At 28.1% G+C, this 18,910-nt stretch carries 18 protein-coding genes and 2 pseudogenes; 8 read left to right on the forward strand and 12 right to left on the reverse strand.

Annotation, left to right across the window (positions count from 1 at the left end; translation table 11 throughout):
• The 4 genes from PG913_RS13005 to dapF form a co-directional block, all read right to left on the reverse strand.
• A complete protein-coding gene (locus PG913_RS13005; RefSeq protein WP_408648498.1) occupies positions 1-123 on the reverse strand; it encodes a hypothetical protein in 123 nt (40 codons plus the stop codon).
• A gap of 792 nt (positions 124-915) precedes the next feature.
• Positions 916-1,953, reverse strand: coding sequence for an endolytic transglycosylase MltG (mltG, locus tag PG913_RS04820; RefSeq protein ID WP_408648503.1), 1,038 nt, complete (start codon positions 1,951-1,953; stop codon positions 916-918).
• Positions 1,929-2,462, reverse strand: a complete 534-nt coding sequence (locus PG913_RS04825) for a GNAT family N-acetyltransferase (protein ID WP_271231863.1) — start codon at positions 2,460-2,462, stop codon at positions 1,929-1,931. Before PG913_RS04825 ends, mltG begins: the two co-directional genes overlap by 25 nt.
• Before the next feature lie 2 nt (positions 2,463-2,464).
• Entirely contained in the window at positions 2,465-3,238 is a 774-nt protein-coding gene (gene dapF, locus PG913_RS04830) for a diaminopimelate epimerase (RefSeq protein WP_271231864.1), read from the reverse strand.
• A gap of 134 nt (positions 3,239-3,372) precedes the next feature.
• Here dapF and PG913_RS04835 point away from each other — a divergent pair, with 134 nt between their 5' ends.
• From PG913_RS04835 to ligA, 4 genes are all read left to right on the forward strand, one after another.
• A complete protein-coding gene (locus tag PG913_RS04835) occupies positions 3,373-4,749 on the forward strand; it encodes a trypsin-like peptidase domain-containing protein (protein WP_271231865.1) in 1,377 nt (458 codons plus the stop codon).
• A gap of 133 nt (positions 4,750-4,882) precedes the next feature.
• A complete protein-coding gene (locus PG913_RS04840; RefSeq protein WP_271231866.1) occupies positions 4,883-6,325 on the forward strand; it encodes a glyceraldehyde-3-phosphate dehydrogenase in 1,443 nt (480 codons plus the stop codon).
• A 97-nt stretch (positions 6,326-6,422) separates the two neighbouring features.
• Positions 6,423-6,797 carry a hypothetical protein gene (locus tag PG913_RS04845; protein WP_271231867.1) on the forward strand — a complete coding sequence of 125 codons (375 nt, stop codon included), beginning with the start codon at positions 6,423-6,425 and terminating at the stop codon, positions 6,795-6,797.
• A 193-nt stretch (positions 6,798-6,990) separates the two neighbouring features.
• Entirely contained in the window at positions 6,991-8,988 is a 1,998-nt protein-coding gene (gene ligA, locus PG913_RS04850; protein WP_271231868.1) for an NAD-dependent DNA ligase LigA, read from the forward strand.
• A gap of 50 nt (positions 8,989-9,038) precedes the next feature.
• Here ligA and PG913_RS04855 read toward each other — a convergent pair whose 3' ends face one another.
• The 5 genes and pseudogenes from PG913_RS04855 to ruvX form a co-directional block, all read right to left on the reverse strand.
• Positions 9,039-9,764, reverse strand: coding sequence for an SDR family NAD(P)-dependent oxidoreductase (locus PG913_RS04855; protein WP_271231869.1), 726 nt, complete (start codon positions 9,762-9,764; stop codon positions 9,039-9,041).
• 31 nt (positions 9,765-9,795) lie between these two features.
• Entirely contained in the window at positions 9,796-10,575 is a 780-nt protein-coding gene (mazG, locus tag PG913_RS04860) for a nucleoside triphosphate pyrophosphohydrolase (RefSeq protein WP_271231870.1), read from the reverse strand.
• 3 nt (positions 10,576-10,578) lie between these two features.
• The gene (locus tag PG913_RS04865; protein ID WP_271231871.1) at positions 10,579-10,998 is read right to left on the reverse strand and encodes a DUF5606 family protein; all 420 of its coding nucleotides are present in this window, start codon (positions 10,996-10,998) and stop codon (positions 10,579-10,581) included.
• Positions 10,999-11,031: 33 nt separating this feature from the next.
• Entirely contained in the window at positions 11,032-11,619 is a 588-nt protein-coding gene (def, locus tag PG913_RS04870) for a peptide deformylase (RefSeq protein ID WP_271231872.1), read from the reverse strand.
• 53 nt (positions 11,620-11,672) lie between these two features.
• A pseudogene (gene ruvX, locus PG913_RS04875) lies at positions 11,673-12,082 on the reverse strand (Holliday junction resolvase RuvX).
• A gap of 326 nt (positions 12,083-12,408) precedes the next feature.
• Between ruvX and PG913_RS04880 the strand changes: the two are divergent.
• The gene (locus tag PG913_RS04880) at positions 12,409-13,224 is read left to right on the forward strand and encodes a 2,3,4,5-tetrahydropyridine-2,6-dicarboxylate N-succinyltransferase (protein ID WP_271231873.1); all 816 of its coding nucleotides are present in this window, start codon (positions 12,409-12,411) and stop codon (positions 13,222-13,224) included.
• A 57-nt stretch (positions 13,225-13,281) separates the two neighbouring features.
• Here PG913_RS04880 and PG913_RS04885 read toward each other — a convergent pair whose 3' ends face one another.
• Positions 13,282-14,034, reverse strand: coding sequence for a glycosyltransferase family 2 protein (locus tag PG913_RS04885; RefSeq protein WP_271231874.1), 753 nt, complete (start codon positions 14,032-14,034; stop codon positions 13,282-13,284).
• A 135-nt stretch (positions 14,035-14,169) separates the two neighbouring features.
• Here PG913_RS04885 and PG913_RS04890 point away from each other — a divergent pair.
• The 3 genes and pseudogenes from PG913_RS04890 to PG913_RS04900 form a co-directional block, all read left to right on the forward strand.
• A pseudogene (locus PG913_RS04890) lies at positions 14,170-14,841 on the forward strand (glycosyltransferase family 32 protein); the annotation flags it as partial.
• Position 14,842: 1 nt separating this feature from the next.
• Positions 14,843-15,880, forward strand: coding sequence for a polysialyltransferase family glycosyltransferase (locus PG913_RS04895; protein WP_271231875.1), 1,038 nt, complete (start codon positions 14,843-14,845; stop codon positions 15,878-15,880).
• Positions 15,880-16,428 (forward strand): L-threonylcarbamoyladenylate synthase, encoded by a 549-nt coding sequence (locus PG913_RS04900; RefSeq protein ID WP_271231876.1) that lies wholly within the window; start codon positions 15,880-15,882, stop codon positions 16,426-16,428. The genes PG913_RS04895 and PG913_RS04900 overlap by 1 nt, the downstream gene beginning before the upstream one ends.
• 1 nt (position 16,429) lies before the next feature.
• Here PG913_RS04900 and pseI read toward each other — a convergent pair whose 3' ends face one another.
• Positions 16,430-17,449: a pseudaminic acid synthase gene (gene pseI / locus PG913_RS04905; protein WP_271231877.1), complete on the reverse strand. Its 1,020-nt coding sequence runs from the start codon at positions 17,447-17,449 to the stop codon at positions 16,430-16,432.
• Positions 17,446-18,909: a UDP-2,4-diacetamido-2,4,6-trideoxy-beta-L-altropyranose hydrolase gene (gene pseG / locus PG913_RS04910; protein WP_271231878.1), complete on the reverse strand. Its 1,464-nt coding sequence runs from the start codon at positions 18,907-18,909 to the stop codon at positions 17,446-17,448. Before pseG ends, pseI begins: the two co-directional genes overlap by 4 nt.
• Position 18,910 lies beyond the last annotated feature (1 nt).

The following is an 18,910-nucleotide window of genomic DNA, read 5'->3' on the forward strand; positions in this document are numbered from 1 at the left end:
TTAAACCTGAGGAGTTTTATTTGCTGTGATATTTGATACATCATATCCTGAAAATTTTCTCATATATGATTTTATCGAAGTACCAAAAGCATCATTAAATTGAATAGCTCCGTTTGAACGCAAATACTTTTTAACGTTACCAGCTCCACCTAAATGTGCTGCGGCTAAAATACCTGACTCGGTAATTTTAATACCTGAAATTGTTTTTCCAACACTTCGTTTAATGTCTTTTCTTAAAATCCATTTGTTAACCTTACAATAAGCTATAAAAGTTTTTTCTTGTAATTCAGGTCTTTTAAGGAAGTTACTAGTGTTATAAATACGAAACCTTTTTAAGGTTTCTCTTCCAAATTGATACTTTCCTAAGTATCCTAATTTGTTTATTACTCGATATTTTCCTTGAGATTCTTTAAAAGCTAATGCTTCTTTAAAGCCTACAAAGTTTTTTAATAAAAACGGAAAGTTGACTTTTTCAGCGTGATATGCTTTTTCTTTTGGAGTTGTAGTCGTTTTGTCGATATGAACTCTCGGTTTAGTAAAACTAATTAGTAATATAAACCCTATAAATCCAAATATTAAATACTTGATAATTTGTTGTTTTCTGTTTAGCGGTGCAAATATACTGTAATTATATATTAATATACTAGCAATCAGTATTTTGATTATTTGTTGTAATTCCGAATGTAAATAACTCGTTACTGTTTTGTTATCATATATTTAAATAAAAATATATTATATTGTTTTTTAATCAGAAATAATGATTTTTTATTGAAGATAAAAAAGTGTTAAAATAATTTAAGTACTTGTTTCATTTTAAATTTTCAAAATAATGATTTTATTAATTAATAGTCATAAATATAGTTTCGTTTTTCTATTTACGTCTTATATTTTTATTTAATTATTTTACCTAAAAAATTATCTATTAATTCCACGTTTACTAATCCATTGTTGATATTTCACAGCATTTCTATTATGCTGTGCTAAGGAAGTTGCAAAATCGTGAAATCCTATTTTTTCAATACTCGCACACATATAATAATATCCATGTTTTTTATAATTTAAAACAGCATCTATTGCCGAAACATCTGGCATTGCAATTAAAGAAGGTGGTAAACCACTATTTCTATACGTATTATAAGGAGATTCAATTTCAAGGTCTTTTGTTAATACACGTTTCACTACAAAATCATCACCTTTTAATTGTTTGATACAATAAATAACCGTTGGATCGGCTTGTAATGGCCAGTTATTTTTTAATCGATTTAAATATAAACCAGCAACAATAGGGCGTTCACTTTTTTGAGCAGTTTCCTTTTGAACTATTGAAGCCAAAGTACTCACTTCTTTTTTTGATAAATTTAATTTTTTGGCTTTATTTAATCTTGATGAATTCCAAAAACGATTATATTCGGTAAGCATTTTATTACGAAATTTTTCTGCGGATGTATTCCAGTAAAATTCATAGCTATTAGGAATATACATCCCTAACGCATTTTTTTGATTAAACTCATTTTTAGTTAAAAAAGAAACATCTCTCATTACTTTTACTAAAGAAATCGAATCAGTTTCAATTTGTGTTGCAATTCTTCCTGCTAATTTTTCTAATGAATCTTGATTGTTAAAAGAAAGTTTTATCGGAGTTTGATTTCCATTTCGAAGTAAATTAACTACATCGTTTAAACTCATTCCTTTTTTTAAAAGATATTTTCCTCCTTTAGGTTTGGTAAAACGTTTTTTATCGGCAACCCAAATAAAATTTTCAGGATTATCCATATATGAAGTTAATTGTTTTTTAACATCATCAAAGGTATCTTCTGATTTTATATAGATTGCGCCACTTTTTGTAATTGATTTTCCGTAAATTTTTTGATAAAAATTAAAACTAACAATACCACCAATTAAAAAGATAGTAGTAATAACTCCGTATATTATTTTCTTATTAAATGTATTAATTGAAATAAAATTTCGTCTTTATAAGTTTCATTATTTAGAATCCAGTCTTTTTTAATTCCGATTTTTTTAAAATCATGTTTTGTAAAAAGATGAATACTATTTTTATTATCAGTAGTAATATTAGCGTATAGCTGATGTAGTTGTAAATATGTAAAACAATAATTAATCAATAGCTTTAAAGCTTCGGAAGCAATGCCTTTTTGCTGATAATCAGGATGAATTAAAATTCCGATACCAGCTCTTTTATGTTGCGGATTGAAATCAAAAACATCAATCATTCCAATAGGTTTTTTATTTTTTTTATCCTCAATAACTAATCTTAATTGTTTAGCTTCGTAAATATCTAAATGCGCATTTTCTAAATATTGTTTTAAAAGATATTTTGAAAATGGTGCTTGTGTATGGCTAACTTCCCAAAAAGATTCATCATTTTCTATTGTAAATAAAAATGATAAATCTTCAGGTTCTAGTGCTCTTAAATTTATAAAATCACCTTTTAAAGTAGTCATTATTATAATTCAATTTCTCCTTTAAAAACTAATTTAGCAGGTCCTTTTAAGAAAATATTGGTGTATTTACCATCTTTTTCATCAAAACTAACTTCTAATAATCCACCTTCAACCGGTAAACTAATAAGGTTTTCTGATGTTTTTTTAGTAGCGTGCATTGCAATAGCAACAGCTGTTGCACCTGTTCCACAAGCTAAAGTTTCATCTTCAACTCCTTTTTCGTAGGTTCTAACTCTAAAAGTATTTTTGTTTATTTGTTGGGTAAAATTTACATTACTTCCTTGTGCACCGTAAACATTATATCTGATGTCTTTTCCTTTTTCAAAAACAGGAAAACCATCTAAGTTTTCAACTAATTCAATATGATGTTGTGTACCTGTGTTTGCAAAAACATATCCATCATTTAAGATAACTTCATTTACATCTATCATATGTAGCGATACAATACCGTCTTTTATTTCAGCATAATGTTTACCATCAAAAGCCGTGAAAGTTGTTTTTTTATCAATAATATTTAATTCTTTAGCAAAAGCAACGGCACATCTACCGCCATTACCACACATAGTTTCACTTCCGTCAGCGTTAAAGTAAAACATTCTGAAATCAGTTTCAGTGTCATTTTCTAAGAGAATTAATCCATCTGCACCAACACCAAAATGTCTTGTACATAATTTGGTGATTAAATTAGTGTCTTTTTTAGGGAATTTCCCTGTACGATTATCGATGATAACAAAATCGTTTCCTGTTCCTTGGTATTTGTAAAATTGTAAGCTCATAGGAAGCAAATATACATATTTTATCAAATAAAAGGAAGTGTTAAATAGTGGTTAAAGTCCGTTAAAATGAAGTTAAACAGATTTAATAAGAATGTTAAAAAAGCTATATTTGGAATATAAAACTTTGTAAGAATATGAAAAAAACACTTAAAACTTTAGGTATAGCAGTAGTAGGCGGTGTAATAGCGCTTGCAGGATATAAAATAGCTATTGAGCAACCTCAAATAAATATAGTTGAAAATAAGGTGGATACTTTACAATCAGTTCCTGTAAATTATACGCCAACAATGGTTAACACATTATCAACACCAACTGATTTTACAGAAGCAGCAGCAAAAACAGTACATGCCGTAGTACACGTTAAAAATACAGCAGTAAGAACTCAACAGAATCCGTATGCGCAACTTTTTGGAAGAAATGAAACTCGAAAATATGAACAAGTAGGAACGGGAAGTGGAGTAATTATTTCTCCTGATGGTTATATTGTAACTAATAATCATGTGATAGAAGGTGCTACTGAAATTGAAATTACGCTAAATAATCGAAAGAAATTAAAAGCTGTTTTAATTGGTACTGATAAAACTAATGATATCGCTTTGTTAAAAGTTTATACAGATGAAGATTTACCTAATTTATCGTTTGGTAATTCAGATAATGCCAAAGTAGGTGAATGGGTTTTAGCTGTTGGAAATCCGTATAATTTAACATCAACAGTTACCGCAGGAATTGTTAGTGCTAAAGGAAGAGATTTGGATGGTAATAAAAATATTGAAGCTTTTATTCAAACTGATGCAGCTGTAAACCCTGGTAATAGTGGAGGGGCATTGGTAAATACACGAGGAGAATTAATCGGAATTAATACTGCAATTTCATCAAAAACAGGTTCTTTTATAGGATATTCATTTGCAGTGCCTTCTAATATCACTAAAAAAATAGTAGATGATTTATTAGAATTTGGCTCTGTTCAAGAAGCAATAATTGGTATTAGTATTGATACTTCAGTAAAAGATATTGAAGGAGTAAAAATAGGTGAAATAGAAAATAATAGTACAGCATCAATAGCAGGATTGCGAGAAGGAGATATTATAACGAAGGTAAATGAGGTTAAAATATCAAAATTTTCTGATTTAAAAGGACAGTTAACAGCAAAACGCCCTGGCGAATATGTAAATGTAACAGTTAACAGAAACGGCGAATATTTTATAAAAAATGTAAAATTAAGTAAAAAAAATACGTTTACATCGCTTTCTTTTGGCGTGCAGTTAAAAGATTTGACATCCGAAGAAAGAAAAAAATATAAAGTAAAAGGAGGTGCTAAAATTACAGCAACCAATAATAAAGGATTTCAATACTATAAAGTAGGAGCAGGATATATTTTATCAAAAATAAATGGTAAAGAAATAAGTGGAGCTTCAGAAGCAGTTTCAATTTTAGATACCTATACAGGTAATGAACAAATGTATTTAGAATTGATTAGCCCAACAGGAAAATTAGAGCGTTATCGATTTTAAATAATTAAACAAGGTACTAAATGTTGTTGAAAACTAATTTTTGACAACATTTTTGTTTTGTAAAAGGATAACCAAGCCATTTGAAATTACTATTTTTGCCTCAAATTTTTTTAAATTTAGTTAACACACAACTATGTCAACAATAACAAATTACGAAAAAGAAGTAGTAGGTCAAGCGCAAGTAAGACGTGCTACTGTTGAATTTATTAATATCGTTAATGATTTATGGTACGATAAATCAATAGAATTGGTTTTATTTAGAAATCAATTAGTAGATAAAAGAGCAAGTGAAGTTTTAAATTTAATTGATTATGCTAAAGAATTTGTAGCAAAACCAATTTCAATTAACGATGCTTTAGAAATAGCAAAAGCTATACAAAGTATTGAATTACCTGCATCAAAATTAGATATTGGTAAATTAGCGTACGAATATCATTTACAAGATGATGCATCTTCAGATAAATTATCTTTTGTAAAAAATCAATTAAAAGATGCTACTCAAGCAGAAGAAATTGAACCAAAAGATGTTGTTTTATACGGATTTGGTCGTATCGGTCGTTTATTAGCTCGTGAGTTAATGAGTAAAATGGGTAAAGGTTCTCAATTAAGATTAAGAGCTGTTGTTACTCGTGGAGAAATAAACGAAGCAGTTTTAGAAAAAAGAGCTTCTTTATTAAGTATTGATTCTGTTCACGGAGATTTCTTAGGAACTGTTCAAGTAGATGTTGATAATAATGCTTTAATTATCAATGGAACTACTGTATATATGATATCTGCAGGGAAACCAGAAGATATTGATTATACTGCTTACGGAATTAACGATGCGTTAATTATAGATAATACTGGTGCTTTTAAAGACAAAGAAGCTTTAAGTCGTCACTTAACTCCAAAAGGAGCAAGTAAAGTATTATTAACTGCACCAGGAGCAGGAATTCCTAATATTGTTCATGGAGTAAATCATGAAGAAAATAATCCTGATAATGTAGATATTTTTTCTGCAGCTTCATGTACTACTAATGCAATTACACCAGTATTAAAAGTATTAGAAGATAACTTCGGAATTAAAAAAGGACACCTAGAAACTATTCATGCATATACTAATGATCAGAATTTAGTAGATAACATGCATAAAAAATACCGTAGAGGTAGAGCAGCAGCTTTAAACATGGTAATTACTGAAACAGGAGCAGGTAAAGCAGTTGCAAAAGCATTGCCAGCTTTAGAAGGTAAATTAACATCGAATGCAATTCGTGTACCAGTACCAAACGGTTCATTAGCTATTTTAAATTTACAATTGAATACAACAACAACTGTTGAAGCAGTAAATGCTATTATGAAGCAATATGCTTTAGAAGGTAATTTAGTTGAACAAATTCAATATTCTATTAACAATGAATTAGTATCTTCTGATATTGTTGGAACTACTGCTCCTTCAATTTTTGATAGTAAAGCAACTATTGCAGATGGAGATACTATTGTTGTATATGTATGGTATGATAACGAATACGGATATTCGCACCAAGTGATGCGTTTAGCTAAACATATAGCTAAAGTACGTAGATTTACTTATTATTAAGACATCATTATTTTTACGTAAAATAAGCCGAAACATTTATTTGTTTCGGCTTATTTTTTTATATTTGAGTGTATTAACCCTCTAATTCCCCCCGATTATGAGAAAATTATTATCTACACTTTTATTATTTATTAGTATAACTTCAGTTTCTTTTGCTCAGCAAATAAATGAACTTGATTTTTTATCATCAGGAAAATGGTTGGTAACATCTGTTCAAATAGGTGAAGAAATAGAACGGTATTCAGACAATAATAATTGGATGATTTTTCATACCGATGGAAAATATCAAATTATGATGAATAACAATCAACAAAATGGAAATTGGAAGTTTGAAGAAGCAACTAATATTATACAATTTGATGATGATGAAAGTTTCGTAAATGGTTTGAAAATAGAATTATTAAATGATAAAGAACTGTTGTTTTCAGCATTTAAAGATAATCTTGTTTATGCAGTTAAATTAAAAAAATAAATTTAACAAATTTATATTGTATTTAAAACTGAGGCAAAAGCTTCGGTTTTTTTGTTTTATAATGTAAAGTTATCTGCCGTTGAGATTTAAAACTTTTGCTTAATTTAGCTGTGTATTTTTAATGATAAAATCATTTTTTATACTTTTAAAAGAAACAGTGAAAACAGCATAATTAATTATAGGGACTATTTTAATGACAATTCAACAAAATATACAAGCGCTTCGAGAAGAACTGAATCAACACAATTATAATTATTATGTGTTAGATAATGCCACTATTTCAGATTATGATTTTGATATAAAACTGAAAGAATTAACACAATTAGAAACTGAAAATCCACAATTTTTCGATGCCAATTCACCAACACAAAGAGTTGGAGGAGAAATTACGAAAAATTTTGAAACGATTACTCATAAAAATCGCATGTATTCTTTAGATAATTCATATTCTAAAGACGATTTATTAGATTGGGAAAAGCGTATTCAAAAAATGCTAGGAGTTGATGATATTGAATATACTTGTGAGTTAAAATATGATGGAGCATCTATCAATTTAACTTTTGAAAATGGTAAATTTATAAAGGCTGTAACTCGTGGAGATGGTTTTCAAGGAGATGAGGTAACTGCTAATATTCGTACTATAAAATCAATTCCTTTAAGTGTTTCTTCTGATTTTGTTAGTAATTTTGAAATGCGAGGTGAAATTATTTTACCAATTGATGGATTCAATAAAATGAATGAAGATAGACTTGAAAATGGAGAAGAAGCTTATAAAAACCCAAGAAATACAGCAAGTGGAAGTTTAAAATTACAAGATAGTGCTGAGGTTGCAAAGCGTCCTTTAGATTGTTTGTTATATCAAGTCGTTACTGATGAACGTAAGTATAAAACTCATTTTGAAAACTTAGAAATTGCGCGTAATGTTGGTTTTAAAGTTCCTGATACTATTGCTTTAACAAAAACAATTGATGCTGTTTTCAATTTTGTAAATCATTGGGATATTAAACGACATGATTTGCCTTACGAAACTGATGGAGTTGTTATCAAAGTTAATAATTTACAGCAACAAGAAGAATTAGGTTACACATCAAAAGCGCCACGTTGGGCAATAGCTTATAAATTTAAGGCTGAACAAGTTTCAACAGTTTTAAATGAAATTACTTATCAGGTTGGGCGAACAGGAGCGATTACGCCAGTAGCAAATTTAGAGCCTGTACAATTGGCAAGAACTATCGTAAAACGTGCTTCATTACATAATGCAGATCAAATAGAAAAGCTAGATATCAGAATAAATGATACTGTTTTTGTAGAAAAAGGAGGTGAGATTATTCCTAAAATTATAGCAGTTGATTTAACTAAAAGACTAGATACTTCTGAGCCTACAAAATATGCAACCAATTGTCCTGAATGTGATACTGAATTGGTAAGGAGTGAAGGAGATGCAAAGCATTATTGCCCGAATGAATTTGGATGTGCACCACAAATTACAGGAAGAATCCAGCATTTTATCAGTAGAAAAGCTATGGATATTGATGGTTTAGGCGGTGAAACTGTAGATTTATTACGTAAAGAAGGTTTGATTCAAAATTATGCCGATTTATATGATTTGACAGCGGAACAAGTTATTCCCTTAGAAAGAATGGCAGAAAAATCTGCACAAAATATGATTGCAGGAATTGAGAAATCAAAAGAAATTCCGTTTGAAAAAGTATTGTTTGCTTTAGGAATTCGATTTGTTGGTGAAACGGTAGCTAAAAAGTTAGCAAAACATTTTAAATCTATTGATAAATTAATGACTGCCGATTTAGAAACTTTAATTTCTGTAGATGAAATTGGAGATAGAATTGCAGAAAGTATTATTGAGTTTTCTAATGATTTAGGGAATATTCAATTGATAAATAGATTAAAATTACACGGAGTACAATTAGAAGTTTCTGCCGAAAGTTTAGAAAATCAAACAGATAAATTAGCAGGGAAAGTATTTGTAGTTTCTGGTGTTTTTCATCAAATGAGTAGAAACGAACTTAAAAAAGCAATTGAAGATAATGGCGGAAAAGTAAGTTCATCAATATCTAAAAAAACAAGTTTTATTGTTGCGGGTGATAATATGGGACCTAGTAAATTAACAAAAGCTAAAAGTTTAGAAATACCAATTCTTTCTGAACAAAATTTTATTGATATGCTTATTTAGTATTAACGTTAGGTAGAACTTAGTTGAGTAATTAATTAAGTTCTATTTTTCTAAAATTTCCTAATATCAATAATATCTCCATTTTTTAATTGATTTTCAGTATCGATTTTATAAATAGTATTAGCGACAAAATCAGTAGAGTATAATTCTTTATTTTTCATTAAATCGATAAAACGCTGCACATTTTTAAAATCAGTTTCTTTTGTATTTCTAATCTGATTTTGCATATTAGTTGCTACAACTCCTGGATATATTGATACGCATTTTACACCATTTTCTATTTCTGATTGTTCAGAAGCAATAGTTTTTGTCATCATATCAATTGCTGATTTTGAAGAACAATAAACACTCCAGCCTTGATATGGTTTTTTGGCTGCACCAGATGAAATATTAATGATTTGTTTTTTACAAGTTAAATATTGTGTCTTTTTGGTAAATAAGCTCGATAAAATAAGTGGCATAGTAATATTTAATTGAATAGATTTAGAAATATCATTGGCTTCTAAATTTTCTAAATCAGCTATTTTACCTAATCTTCCAGCGTTATTAACTAAGGTGATTGAAGTAATTTTCTGATTGATTATTGTCGTTAAAAGTGTATTAAATATATTTTCAGTTACTTTAATATCAGATAAATCAACAGAAATATGTTGTACATTTTTTATTTCAGATGAAGTTCTTGCTAAAGAAATTACTTGATAATTTTCAGAAGCATATTTTTTAGTTAAAGCTTTTCCAATTCCTTTACTTCCGCCAGTAATAATAATTATATTCATTGAAGGTAAATATAAAAAATAACGATAATAATTACCTGAAAAATTCTTTCGATTTTTCCCAATAAACATCCATTTCTGTTAATGACATATCAGAAATTTCTTTGCCTTCTTTTTTAGCTGCTTCTTCTAAAAATTGAAAACGATTGATAAATTTTTTATTCGTTTTTTCTAAAGCATTTTCTGGATTTACTTTAATAAAACGAGCGTAGTTAATCATTGAAAATAAAACATCTCCAAATTCTTTTTCGATATTCTCTTTATTTCCAGCTTTTATTTCTTCGTTTAGTTCTGAAATTTCTTCTTGAACTTTTTCCCAAACTTGTTGCGGTTTTTCCCAATCGAAACCAACGCCTGCAACTTTTTCTTGAATTCTACTTGCTTTTACCAAAGCAGGTAAACTTTTAGGAACTCCTTCTAAAACTGAAGTTTTACCTTCTCTTAATTTTAGTTTTTCCCAGTTTTGTTTTACTTCTTCTTCATCTTTAACAACAACATCACCATAAATATGTGGGTGACGATGAATTAATTTATCAGAAATAGAATTGGCAACATCAGCAATATCAAAAGCCTTTTTTTCGCTACCTATTTTAGCATAAAAGACGATGTGTAATAACACATCGCCTAATTCTTTTTTAACTTCTTCTAAATCATTGTCTAGAATAGCATCTGCTAATTCGTAAGTTTCTTCAATTGTTAAATGACGTAGTGTTTCTAAAGTTTGTTTTTTATCCCACGGACACTTCTCTCGAAGTTCGTCCATAATATCTAACAATCTGTTAAAAGCGTCTAATTGTTGCTTACGAGTATTCATAATTTATTTAGCTTCTTCTGGAGTTACTGTTTTTTCTAAGGTATTAAAATCGAAATTAGCTGCTGCTAAAGTATTATACCATTGAATTATTTTTTTAATATTAGAAGCATACACACGTTCTTTGTCAAAATTTGGTAAAATTTCTTCAAAGTAAGCCATTAAAGTATCGTTACTTTCTTTATGAGAAAGTGCTTCTTTACCTTCTTGTTTGTCAGCCATAGTTTTAAGTATGATTGCTAAAGGCACTTCTTCTTCATAAGTGTAAATTGCAATATTTTCTAATAAACTAACATTGTGAGTTGCTGCAATAGGAAAACGTTTACCATCTACAATTGAACGAACGATTACTCCTGTTTTTGTTTGAGATATAATTTCAAATAATCCTGGTTTACCAGTAACTGCTATAACTTTGTTAAATTCCATATTATATTGTTTTTTTAGTGTCTTTTATAAAGACTATTTTTTCTTGGCATTTGGAAAACGCATTCTGTAACCTGCGTCTACTTTTCCTTTAGAAATGTTTTCTAACTTCTTTTTAATCAATCTTTTCTTTAAAGTTGATAATTTATCAGTAAATAAAACACCATCGATATGGTCGTATTCACGCTGAAAAACACGTGCCGCTAAACCATTTAAAACTTGAGTATGCTTTTCAAAATTTTCATCTTGATACTCAATTGTTATTGTTTCTTGACGAAAAACATCTTCACGAACATTAGGTATACTTAAACAACCTTCGTTAAAAGCCCATTCTTCACCTTCTTCTTTGATGATTTTTGCATTTATAAATACATGATTAAAGCTTTCTAAGGCTTTACGGTCTTCTTCTGATAAGTCTTCATCATCAGCAAAAGGAGAGGCATCGATTAAAAATAAACGAATGTCTTTTCCTATTTGAGGTGCAGCTAATCCGACACCTTGTGCATTATACATTGTTTCTTTCATATCGGCAATTAATTTTTCTAACTGCGGATAATCTTTATCGATTTCTGTTCCTACTTTACGTAATACGGGATCTCCGTAAGCAACAATGGGTAAAATCATGTGTTTTTTAATTTTAAGGTCACGAAAATACAAAGAATCGTTTGTCTATAAAACTATTTGTTATATAAATACGACTGTAATATGATTGTAGCGCTTATTTCATCAACTAAAGCTTTGTTTTGACGCTGTTTTTTGTTGAGTCCACTATCAATCATTGTTTGAAAAGCCATTTTTGAAGTAAAACGCTCATCTTCTCTTTTTATTGGAATATTAGGTATTGATTTTGCTAATTTTTCTAAAAAAGGAAGTATCAAGGCTTCACTTTCGCTATCAGAATTATCCATTTGTTTTGGTTTTCCGATGATAAATAATTCAACATTTTCTTTTTTAATGTAGTCTTTTAAAAATGGAATTAATTCTTTAGTATTAATAGTTGTTAATCCTGATGCTATAATTTGTAATTCATCTGTAACAGCAATTCCTGTTCTTTTTTTCCGAAATCTATGGCTAAAACTCTTCCCAAAATTATTTTATTTTTCACGAAAGTAAAGTTTTAAACCTTTATAAATTGTACTTCTTTTGATTTTTTAAATAATAAATAGTGTTAAAGTTTTTAAATAGAGATTAAATGCCTAGCCCCGATTGAAGCATTTGTTTGAGCTCTTTTTTATTTTTTTCTTTTGAAAAATAAAAAAAGCGAGTGCGGAAAGCGGGAAATTGCTTCTAATAATCTTTATCATTTTTTATTGAAATATGTATTTTTAAACAAGAAAAAAACATCTGTTTAAATTAACTTTTTTAGTGTAGATATAGTAACATAGATTTTATATTTGTAGAAAATTATATAAGATGACAGAATTACAATCTATTATAGAAAAAGCGTGGGATAATCGTGACTTATTAAAAGAAGAAAACACGATTAACACTATTAGAAAAGTTGTTGATTTATTAGATTCAGGTGAGTTACGTGTAGCTGAACCTACTGATAATGGTTGGCAAGTTAATGAGTGGGTAAAAAAAGCAGTTGTTTTATATTTCCCTATTCAGAAAATGGAAACTTTAGAAGCTGGTATTTTTGAATATCATGATAAAATTCCATTAAAAAGAAATTTTGCAGAAAGAGGAATTAGAGTTGTACCAAATGCAGTTGCACGTCATGGAGCATACATTTCGGCAGGAACTATTTTAATGCCAAGTTATGTAAATATTGGTGCTTACGTTGATGAAGGAACTATGGTTGATACTTGGGCTACAGTTGGTTCTTGTGCGCAGATTGGTAAAAATGTACATTTATCTGGTGGTGTAGGAATTGGTGGTGTTTTAGAGCCATTACAAGCAGCTCCAGTAATTATAGAAGACGGTGCTTTTATCGGTTCTCGTTGTATTGTTGTTGAAGGTGTTAGAGTAGAAAAAGAAGCTGTTTTAGGTGCTAATGTTGTTTTAACAATGAGTACTAAAATTATAGATGTTACTGGTGATACACCTGTTGAAACGAAAGGAGTTGTTCCTGCTCGTTCAGTAGTTATTCCTGGTAGTTATACTAAGAAATTTGCTGCTGGTGAATTTCAAGTTCCTTGTGCTTTAATTATTGGTAAACGTAAAGAAAGTACTAATAAGAAAACTTCTTTAAACGATGCATTAAGAGAATATGATGTAGCAGTTTAATCTCTTTTAAACTTATAAGTAATAAAAAAAGGTGCGATTTAAATCGCACCTTTTTTATTATAATTTACTTTCTTCATATAGTTTTCTAAGCTTTACGTATTTTATATAAGAAGAAAAAGCTTGTAGCATCGAAAAAGTAATTCCGTCTAAACCATGTAAAATTCCTTTTTTAAGAATGTAACAACGAATAAATGACCAAACTCCATGAGTAATAGGAGTGAAGAAGTTAACTTTTCTTCCTTGTTCAAAATACTCTTCAGCTTGCCAAGTGGTGTATAAGTTGTATTTTCCTATAATTTGATGAAAATCTTTCCAACCATAGTGAATAATATGGTTTTTAGTGTTTTTAAGGTTTTTAGCTTGTATACTTTGATGAACTTTCGTAGTGGCTGGTGTTGCTGTTTGTTTATTGAAGAAACGACAAGTATATGATGGGTACCAACCAGAATGAGATATTTCTTGTTTACCTAAAAAATGTCTAAATCTAAAATTATAAGCATCGTAAGGTTGCTTTAAATAACTTTCACTTTTTATGAGTTGATAACTGTCTTCATCTAAACGCTCATCAGCATCAAGATTTAAAATCCAATCATTTTTACAAAATTGTAATCCGTGTACTCTTTGCAGTCCATCACCTAAAAACTTTTGAGAATAGACTTTTGCTCCTAAAGACTCTGCAATTTCAATAGTTTTATCTTTACTGAAAGAATCAATAATAATTACTTCATCACACACTCTTTTTAAAGATAGGATACAGTCTTCAATGTTTTTTTCTTCATTAAAAGTAATTACTAACCCGCTTACATTCATTATTTAAATATTATTGTAAATTTGTGTTCAAAAATACAATTTATTAAATGATTCCAAAAATTATTCATTTCTGTTGGTATGGTAAAGGAGAATATAATGAAACGATAAAAAAATGTATAGCTTAAATGGGAAGATAAATTACCCGATTATACTATTAAAAAATGGGATGAAACAAATACCCCTTTTGATAAACTTCCTTTTTTAAAAATGCTTTACAAGCAAAAAAAGTGGTCGTTTATTACAGATTATATTCGTTTATATGCTATTTATAAAGATGGTGGTATTTATGTTGATACAGATATTGAAATGGTGAAAAGTTTTGATTCTTTACTTAAGGAAAAATCGTTTGTAGGATTCCAATCAAATTTAACAGATAGCAAATACCCATTAAATTCAGCGGTAATAGGTAGTGAAAAAGGAAATAATTTTATTTTAGATTGTATTAAAGAAACAGAAAGAAAACAGCGTTTGTATTTTAATGCTATGGGAGGACCACCAATTGTTTCTAAAGTTTTATTAAATTACGGGTTAAAAGAATATAAAAAGCAGCATATAAAAAATGTTTTATTATTACCTATAGCTTATTTTTATCCTTTTCCACGGGGTGGAAAGTATACTGATAGCTGTATAAAAGAGGAAACATTATGTATTCATTGGTGGGAAGATTCTTGGGGGAATAAACAAAAAGGATTCAAATACTTATTAGATAGTTTAAAAAGAAAAATTATAAAATTACCTTTATTAACTAAAAATAAAATGATCTATTTTTTTAATAAAAATAATTTTTATTTAATAGATAAAATATAGAATGAATAATACTTATGTCGCTTCTACAGTATATCATATTTACTTAATTATACTTCATATAATTAAAGAAGAAAATGATGAATTAACAAAGCAAAATAATCTTTTAATTTTAACTGAAAATACAAAAGGGATAAAGAGTTTAATTCCTTTTTTTGAAGATTCATTGTTTTTTAGAAAAGTTGTTTTTTTACCAAATAATCGTATTCAAAAAAAAATGCTTTCAAAAGTATCATATACTTTTAATAGAAAGAAAATAATACCAGTTTTAGAAAATAAATATAGGAGTTTAAAGGATGAAGAGGTTTTTATTGAAAATTCTACTATTTTTATTGGTGATTCAGATTCTGCTAAAAATTACTTTTACTTTAAATATAAGCATAAAGGTTTTATTATGTTTGAAGATGGAGCAGGTACTTATGTGAATATTCCATCAAAATTAAATGTTTTTAAAAAGAAAATTTTAAAAAATGGTTTTACTTTTAACGGGCATGGAGATGAAATTAAACATGTTATAGCAGTAAAACCTGAAAAACTACCTAAATTACTATACAATAAGAGTCAAGAATTAAATATTAATTCAATAAGTAAAGCGCTGTCTTTAAAATTAAAAATGGAAATTTTTAAAACGTTTAATTTTAATTTTGATAAATTAAATAGTGAAAAACCAAAAGTTTTAATTTTAGGTTCTACGATATCAGAAGATAATTTAGTAGCTAAAGAAAGTATAAAAATAAATATATTTAAAGATTTGCTAAATGAAATCGATTATAATATTTATGATGTTTATTTTAAGCCGCATCCAAGAGAAAAAACTATTTATAACTTTAAAAATGTCGTTTTAATACCTAAATTATTCCCGTCAGAGTTATTAACTCTTGATTCTGATATTTTTTTTGAAAAAGGATACGCTATAATATCTACGTCTTTAGATAATTTAGGCGAAACGGTAAAAGAGAAAATATACGTATTTGATAGATATAAACATCATTTTACAAAGTTTAAGAAAGAGTCTGAAAATATAATTAAAAAATATAATTAGTGAAAGAAGTAATTGAAGTATTAACAACTGGAAAAACAATACTTTATCCAACTGATACTGTTTGGGGAATTGGTTGTGATGCAACAAATTTTGAGGCAGTTCAAAAAATTTATAAGCTAAAAAATAGAGAAGAATCTAAAAGTTTAATCATTTTAGTTGATTCTATTGAAATGCTTAAAGATTATGTTGAGAATATTCCAAAAGAAGTATTGTTTTTTTTAAAAAAAATAAAAGAACCAACAACAATTATATATAATAATCCAATAAGATTAGCTATTAATACTATTGCAATAGATAATACTATCGCTATTCGAGTAGTTAAAAATAAATATTGTCAATCTTTGATTAAAGAGTTTGGAAAGCCAATTGTATCTACCTCTGCAAATATTAGCGGAGAAGTATCACCTAAGTCTTTTGAATTTATATCAGAAAAAATAAAAAAAGGTGTTGATTATATTGTTGAATATGATGAAAATACTGTAAATACAAAACCATCTACCATTTTAAAAATAATGGAAGATGGCTCTATAATAACTTTAAGAAAATAATTTAGTCGAAATATTCTTTTTTTAGTGCTGTTCCTTTTTCAAAGTCAGCACTAAATTTTTTACCTAAAATTTCTTTGTAATATTTAGGGTGCAAACCAAAACCAGGTCTTACAGAACGTACATTTTTTTCGGTAATAATTTCTCCTAATTTTACTGTATCTGTAATATATAATGAACGAGAAAATTCTCTTCCATTTTTCATTTTATCAGTTAGTTTATAACTTATTTCTCCAGTCGCTTTTTCAGCTGCTCTCACTGCTGTAACCATTTGTGTGAATTCAGTTTCATCTAATGAAAAAGATGCATCAGGACCTCCAATTTCTTTATTTAAAATAAAGTGTTTTTCTATGACAGTAGCACCAAGTGTAACTGCTACTATCGGAGTAATAATTCCCATTGTATGGTCAGAAAGACCAGATTTCACATTAAAACGTTGTTTTAAATCTTTAATCATAACCAAATTAGCTTCTTCAATAGGAGCAGGGTAAGAAGAGGTACATTTTAATAAAGTAATATCATTATTTCCTACGTTTCTACAAGTATCTACTGCTAATTGAATGTCTTCATCTGTAGCAATTCCCGTTGAAATAATAATAGGTTTCATTGTTTTTGCACAGTATTCAATTAAAGGAATATCGGTAATTTCAAACGATGCAATTTTATAAATAGGGTTATCTAAGGATTCTAATAAGTCTACGGCAGTTTTATCAAAAGGAGAAGAGAAAACGATTAAACCTTCTTCTCTTGCTACAGCATATAAATCTTTAAACCATTCCCAAGGAGTGTATGCTTGTTGGTATAAATCATGTAAAAATATACCATCCCAAATAGTACCTTGATTTAATTTAAAGTCCTCTTTTTTAGAGTTTAAAGTAATTGTATCAGCAGTATATGTTTGAAATTTAATAGCATCAGCACCTGTTCTTTTAGCAGCTCTAATAGTTTCAATAGCAATATCTTTACTACCATTATGATTTGCTGATAATTCAGCAATTATAAAACATCTATCTGTTGGAATCATTTTTTTTGTAATTTATAGATAAAACTATCTATATTATTAATTTTTTCTTCTTTATAAAGCAGATATTTAGCTTTCTTAAAAGCTTTAATAGAGGCTTTATTTTCTTTTTTGATGTATGCAAAAATAGGTTTTTCAAAGAGTTGAAAATATTCCTTTGCAGTTTTTGATAAAAATAATGAAGCTAGTTTATTACCTCTAAATTCTTTTGCAATAGTAATTCCTATAACTGCATTTTCTTCTTTTACCTCATAACGCACCATTCCTGCAGGAATAGAATTGTACTCAATAATATAAAAAAGGCAGTTGTTTTCATTTATTTTAATATCAAACCATTTTTTATGATCGTCTAGTATTATAGGTTTTGAGTTATAAGAACTCTCTCTAACTAGAGAGTCGTTTGACCAGTTATATACTTGAAACGAATCATCTTTAATTGCTTTTCTAACAGATAGGCGAGCATACTTTAATAATTCAAAAAAACGATTGTTAATTTTATTGTCAAATAATTGTTGTTGCGATTTTAAACGTAGATGATATTCTTTTAAGTTTATTACTTCTTGAATTGAGTCAATAAAATTTGAAATAGTATATTCTGAAAAATTATTACATCCATATATTGCTCCTTTTTTTAAAAAAGAGTTGTAAATATTTAATTGATTTTTTACAAAATAACCAGATAAAATAGGCATTTGAATAGCACATAATTCATATAAAGTTGTGCTTGCTGGAGCAATTGCAAAGTTGCAAAGTTGCATTATTGATACAATTTCTTTTTCTCTTAAATTTTGATAAATATGAATATTCGAGTTTTTATCTTGTAATTCAAATATAAATTTATGCTTATAAGCTCCTCCTAATAAAATATGAATTTCTTTAAATTTAGAAAAATGAAGTAAAGCTTTTGTTGCTTTATAACTTAAGTCATACATATCAGCACCTCCAAAACAAACAAAAGCAGTATCAATATTTTTTATTGTTCTTTTATTTTTAATGGCTTCTAAAAAAGAAGGTCTTAGTATGGCATATTGAGTTCCTAATGCTAGTTGAGTATAGTATTCTGTAGAGTAGTTGTTTTTGTGTAATCCTTCAGCATGATTGATAACAATATCAGCATATTGATTATCTGTAATAATATCATCAATATATATAAGGGTATACCCTAATTGTTTTATTTTTTTTTGATAATCAGCAGTAAATTGATAGCCATCTATAATTATAATATATTCATTTGCTTTATAATTAGTAGCAAACCATTCAGGTTCATTGATTAAATCAATAGTTTTTGGAACTGTATCAATAAAATAATTATTAGGTATTACCTTTAATGTAGAGTCATTTCGTGTGATAAAAACAAAATCATTGTTTTTTTTATAAAGTTCTACTAATGCAAAAAGTCGATATAAATGACCTAATCCAATAGTTGAATTTCCATCAGCTCTAAAAAGAAGTTTTTTTGTCATT

Source organism: Tenacibaculum pacificus, from assembly GCF_027941775.1.
Taxonomy (GTDB): domain Bacteria; phylum Bacteroidota; class Bacteroidia; order Flavobacteriales; family Flavobacteriaceae; genus Polaribacter; species Polaribacter pacificus_A.